Origin of the sequence: Planococcus sp. CAU13, assembly GCF_000775575.1 — a bacterium.
Classification (GTDB): domain Bacteria; phylum Bacillota; class Bacilli; order Bacillales_A; family Planococcaceae; genus Planococcus.
Map to the genome: position 1 here is coordinate 1 of NZ_JRGN01000131.1, position 5,309 is coordinate 5,309.

Consider the following 5,309-nt stretch of genomic DNA (forward strand, 5'->3'; position numbering starts at 1 on the left):
GCATTTCGCAGCGCCGCATCCGAAAAGGCATCGCCGTGCAGGTGTATTTATGCGTTGAAGGCAGCGGTTCGGAGCGCGCGGAATTGATCCGGGACTTTTATGACACTGGTCTGCAGGGGGAAGAAACGAAATTCGCCTATCCGGCAATCCAACCGGAGACGATGGCATCGCTCAGTGAGCTGCTGGGAAAAGAAATCACTGTTGCAGAAGTGGTCATCGATCTGTATAACCTGCTCGACAAGCCACAGCTGAAACCTCTGCAGCCGGAGGAAGCCGAACGTTATGGCTATTATCTGGAGCGGGTTGTGGAGCGCAACGCAAAAATGCTGAGAGCCACTTGATGCGCTGGAACAGGCTGATGTAAACTGAAATATAATAGTAAAATTCTGGAGGTGCGTCTGTGGAATATGCAAAACAGAAATTAGCGGAAGAAAAAGTGTTCAAAGATCCGGTCCACAGGTATATCCACGTGCGCGACAGGGTCATCTGGGATCTCATCAATGCAAGGGAATTTCAGCGGCTTCGGCGTATCAAGCAGCTGGGCACGTCCTATCTAGTATTTCACGGAGCCGAACACAGCCGATTCAGCCATTCCCTCGGTGTTTACGAAATCGTTCGGCGGATCCTTGATGATATCTTCCACAACCGCCCGGACTGGGATGAAAGCGAGCGCCTCGTTGTCCTCTGTGCCGCGCTGCTGCATGACCTCGGCCACGGACCTTTTTCGCATTCATTTGAAAAAGTATTCAATGTCGACCATGAAGATTTCACCCGTGAAATTCTGGAAGGCGACACGGAAGTGAACAGCATCCTCCAAAAAGTGGCGACTGATTTTCCGAAGAAAGTCGCGGAAGTCATCGGCAAAACTTATGCCAATAAACAAGTTGTTTCATTGATATCGAGCCAGATCGACGCCGACCGGATGGATTATCTGCAGCGCGATGCCTACTACACAGGGGTTTCGTACGGCCATTTCGATATGGAACGGATTTTGCGCGTCATGCGTCCCGTTGATGACCAGGTCGTCATCAAATCGAGCGGCATGCACGCGGTCGAAGATTACATCATGAGCCGCTACCAGATGTACTGGCAGGTTTATTTCCATCCCGTCGCACGCAGTGCCGAGGTCATTCTCCGCAAGATTCTGCAGCGCGCCAAGTATCTGAGCGGCCACGGCTATAAATTCGAGCAGCCGCCGACGCATTTTTTGGCTTTCTTCAATAAAACATTCACGCTGAAAGAGTATCTCGCGCTGGATGAAGGTGTCTTGATGACGTATTTCCAATTATGGATGGACGAACGCGATCCGATTCTCTCGGACCTCTGCGACCGTTTCGTCAACCGCCGGCTGTTCCAGTACGTCGATTTTGATCCGGGCAAGGATTATAAAAAGATGGGCGAACTCGTCCAGTTATTCAATAGAGCCGGCATCGATCCGGAATATTACCTGATCGACGATTCGACTTCCGACCTGCCTTATGATTTCTACCGGCCGGGCGAGGAGGAAGAGCGTCTGCCGATCCACTTGCTCATGCCAAACGGCGACATCAAGGAATTGTCGCGCCTGTCGCAGATCGTCGACGGCATTTCCGGCAAACGCCGCACCGATTATAAATTGTATTTCCCGGCGGAATTACTGATAGATGGCAAAAAGAAGGAAATAAAACAGCAGATTCTTGAGCTGCTGAGAGAAGGAGGGGTTTAATTGCTCCAGGAACACGCAAAAATAGTGGATTTCATCTCCACGGCGGAAGGTGTAACCGGACGGAAGAAATTGCAGAAGATGATATACATACTGAAGAAAATCGGTGTCCCGTTTCAGGAAAAATATGAATTCCATATTTACGGACCGTATTCGGAGGAATTGACTGCACGCATCGAGGAACTCTGCGATATGGGCTTTATCAGCGAACAGAAGGAAGACAAAAGTTCGTATGTCCAGTACCGCTATACGGTGACGGAAGAAGGCCTTGAATTCCGGAATGCACTCGGAAAGCCCGTGCTGGAAAATGCCGAACATGCAATCAGGCTTAACGGTAAAAGCGCAAGGTTCCTCGAACTGACAGCAACATTGATGTTTTTCGATGATCTGGCGAAGGGAGAGCAGATCGCGAAACTGCACAGCGTAAAAGGGAAATTGAATTTTACAGATGAAGAAATTGGGGAAGCTTTTGATTTTATTGATGAATTGAAGCAGTGATTTTGGGGAAATTAAAAAGGCCTCCATCAAGGAAGCCTTAAAGTTCGGGCGATATTACTGATCAGAGAATAACTTACCCTTCGTCCCGTAATCCGTTTTCTTCATGTCTTCGATAAAGACCACAACATTCTCAACCGGAGCGCCGGTTGTTTCGGAAACAGCTTCGGTGACTTTTTCGACAAGCGCGCGTTTCTGGTCTTCCGTTCTTCCTTCGAGCATTTTGACAGTTACGTATGGCATAATGGACACAGCTCCTTTTCTTTGGGTTCAACCTTATCATAGCAGAATGGAGGGAATGTACACATGTCGAACAATGAAAAACCGAAACAAAAACTTGGCTTCACCATCATAAAAGACGATCCGACCGACGGCCATAAAGGCTACGGCATCGGCTCGCTGTCACTTGAAAACGTGTCGCCGCTGTTCATCGACGTCGCAGAGCAGGAAGCCTTTATTGATATCGGTGCCATGCACGCCCGCAGTGAAGTGGAACGCGGCATCAAGTTCACGACGAACCGGGAGGATTCAGCAGGCGGCAAGGATTACTGGCTGATCTGGATTACAATCGACTTCAACCCGGCAGGTCCGTATTACGCAGGGGTTACTGCCTGTGAAATGGTGGTCAACCGTGAAAAGCGGCGCGGCTACAAGATTCTTGCAGATCACGTCAACCGCATGGACAAATCGATGAAGCGCAGAATCCTTGTCGAGAATATGGATGCACCGTCTAAACGGGTGCTTGCCGAATATCTCCGGAGCCACAACCCTGAAATGTGGAATAACAGCTCTGAACAGCTTCACACTGAATTGGATGCATGAAATAAGAGAGCTCCAGCCGGCAATGGCTGGAGTTCTCTTTTGCTTGAAAAGTTAGATTGATATAACAATCACGGGAAGAGCAGTTCACACATATTGAAAAAATGGAAGTCATTTATTTGCTAATTGAAGTGTTTTATTATCATTAATGAACAAACTATGACTTTTGAAAATGGGTATAACAGGCAGTTGAAGTTGCAGCCCAAACGCAGTACACTGAAGTTACAGCTTTTAAATAGAAAGCTAGGACACCTGTCAGCAGGCAAGTGGCGTGAGCGATTGTGAACAAACCCAAGCCCAATGCCTCATGTCACTTTCTTTGCCCGACGGGATTAAAAAGGTTTTCTGTGCAGGGAAAAATTCTCTGTGCAGAAAGCCTTTTTATTTTGCATGAATAACTTAGTGTCAGCCGGGTAAAGAAAACTGTATGAAAAATGTTATTGCACTTTCGGTGAAAACACTTATACTTTTTTAAGTGATTACTATATAGGATAAAGGAGTTTGATTATAGATGGCAGGATTCTGGTACACAGAAAAGCAGACCGAGAATTTCGGGATTACGATGAAAATCAACAAAACGCTTCACACGGAGCAGACGGATTTTCAGTATTTGGAGATGGCGGAGACGGCTGAATGGGGCAATATGCTGTTCCTTGACGGCATGGTCATGACTTCCGAAAAAGATGAGTTCGTCTACCATGAAATGGTGGCGCACGTGCCTTTGTTTACGCATCCGAATCCGGAAAACGTGCTGGTTGTCGGCGGCGGCGACGGCGGTGTGATCCGTGAAGTCCTGAAACACCCTTCTGTTAAAAAAGCGACGCTTGTCGATATCGACGGTAAAGTGATCGAGTACTCGAAGAAATTCTTGCCATCGATTGCATCGGGCCTTGAAGATGCGCGCGTTGAAGTGATTGTCGGCGACGGCTTTATGCACATTGCGGAAGCGGAAAACGAATACGACGTCATCATGGTCGATTCAACTGAACCGGTTGGCCCGGCTGTGAATTTATTCTCGAAAGGCTTTTATGCAGGCATTTCTAAAGCGCTGAAAGAAGACGGCATTTTCGTCGCCCAATCCGACAATCCGTGGTTCAAAGCGGATCTGATCAAGCAGGTGCAGAGCGACGTCCGGGAAATTTTCCCGATTACGAAATTGTATCTGGCGAACATTCCTACTTACCCGTCAGGCCTTTGGGCATTCACGATCGGTTCGAAGAAATACGATCCACTGGTTGTGCCGGCAGAGCGTTTCCACGACATCGACACAAAATACTACACGAAAGAATTGCATAACGCGGCATTTGTTCTGCCGAAATTCGTGAAAGATCTGGCAGGCGAATAAAAGATGAGATTTGACGAAACGTATTCAGGTAAAGTGTTCATCAAAAGCCATCCGAATTACGAAGAATCCAAAGCGGTGCTATACGGCATGCCGATGGACTGGACGGTAAGTTTCCGTCCAGGCTCCCGTTTTGGCCCGAACAAAATCCGTGAAGTGTCGATCGGGCTGGAAGAATACAGCCCGTACCTGGACCGCGAACTGGACGACGTAAAGTTCTTTGATGCAGGCGACATTCCGCTGCCGTTCGGCAATCCGGAAAAATCACTGCTGGAAATCGAGACATACGTTCATACACTTTTGGCAGACAATAAAATCCCGATGGGCATGGGCGGCGAACACTTGGTGTCATTGCCTGTCATGAAGGCGGTCGCCAGCAAATACGACGACCTCGCAATCATCCATTTCGACGCGCATACGGATCTCCGTGAAAACTACGAAGGCGAAGAATATTCACATTCCACGCCGATCCGTAAAATCGCGGATCATATCGGACCGACGAATGTCTATTCATTCGGCATCCGTTCCGGCATGAAAGAAGAATTCGAATGGGCAAAAGAGCAGGGCATGCACATTTCGAAATTCGAAGTGCTGGAGCCGCTGAAAGAAGTTCTCCCGACGCTTGCAGGCCGCAACGTCTACGTCACGATTGACTTGGATGTTCTCGATCCGGCGCATGCACCGGGCACCGGCACAGTTGACGCGGGTGGCATCACATCGCGCGAGCTCTTGGCATCGATCCATGCCATCGCAGCGTCAGGCGTCAATGTGGTCGGCTTCGACCTGGTCGAACTGGCACCGGTCTATGACCATTCCGATCAGACGGCGAACACGGCGAGCAAGCTGATTCGGGAAATGATTTTGGGTTGGGTTAAGTAATATAGTTAAAATGGAGTCGGCTGGCATTCTGCGGCCGGCTTTTTTGTGTTTTTAATGGAATCGACGATAAAC

General features: G+C 48.7%; 6 protein-coding genes and 1 pseudogene. 6 read left to right on the forward strand and 1 reads right to left on the reverse strand.

The features are described 5' to 3' along the window. The 3 genes and pseudogenes from KW93_RS05620 to KW93_RS05630 form a co-directional block, all read left to right on the forward strand. Positions 1–341 (forward strand): annotated as a pseudogene (locus KW93_RS05620) (octanoyltransferase); the annotation flags it as partial. A gap of 59 nt (positions 342–400) precedes the next feature. Further along, positions 401–1,705: an HD domain-containing protein gene (locus KW93_RS05625; RefSeq protein WP_033542007.1), complete on the forward strand. Its 1,305-nt coding sequence runs from the start codon at positions 401–403 to the stop codon at positions 1,703–1,705. After that, entirely contained in the window at positions 1,706–2,200 is a 495-nt protein-coding gene (locus KW93_RS05630; RefSeq protein WP_033542008.1) for a YwgA family protein, read from the forward strand. A 54-nt stretch (positions 2,201–2,254) separates the two neighbouring features. Here KW93_RS05630 and KW93_RS05635 read toward each other — a convergent pair whose 3' ends face one another. Continuing rightward, positions 2,255–2,440, reverse strand: coding sequence for a 2-hydroxymuconate tautomerase (locus tag KW93_RS05635; RefSeq protein WP_033542009.1), 186 nt, complete (start codon positions 2,438–2,440; stop codon positions 2,255–2,257). 63 nt (positions 2,441–2,503) lie between these two features. Between KW93_RS05635 and KW93_RS05640 the strand changes: the two genes are divergently transcribed. The 3 genes from KW93_RS05640 to speB all read left to right on the forward strand — a co-directional run bounded on the left by KW93_RS05640 (position 2,504) and on the right by speB (position 5,237). After that, the gene (locus tag KW93_RS05640; RefSeq protein WP_033542010.1) at positions 2,504–3,019 is read left to right on the forward strand and encodes a YwhD family protein; all 516 of its coding nucleotides are present in this window, start codon (positions 2,504–2,506) and stop codon (positions 3,017–3,019) included. Positions 3,020–3,527: 508 nt separating this feature from the next. Next, a complete protein-coding gene (gene speE, locus KW93_RS05645) occupies positions 3,528–4,361 on the forward strand; it encodes a spermidine synthase (RefSeq protein ID WP_033542011.1) in 834 nt (277 codons plus the stop codon). Between the two features lie 3 nt (positions 4,362–4,364). Continuing rightward, on the forward strand, positions 4,365–5,237 hold the full coding sequence (gene speB / locus KW93_RS05650) for an agmatinase (protein WP_033542012.1): 873 nt from the start codon (positions 4,365–4,367) through the stop codon (positions 5,235–5,237). Positions 5,238–5,309 lie beyond the last annotated feature (72 nt).

Bases quoted from the DNA above. Each gene is read 5' to 3' on its own strand.
- speE (WP_033542011.1), top strand. From the start codon at position 3,528: ATGGCAGGATTCTGGTACACAGAAAAGCAGACCGAGAATTTCGGGATT.
- KW93_RS05640 (WP_033542010.1), top strand. From the start codon at position 2,504: ATGTCGAACAATGAAAAACCGAAACAAAAACTTGGCTTCACCATCATA.
- speB (WP_033542012.1), top strand. From the start codon at position 4,365: ATGAGATTTGACGAAACGTATTCAGGTAAAGTGTTCATCAAAAGCCAT.
- KW93_RS05635 (WP_033542009.1), bottom strand. From the start codon at position 2,440: ATGCCATACGTAACTGTCAAAATGCTCGAAGGAAGAACGGAAGACCAG.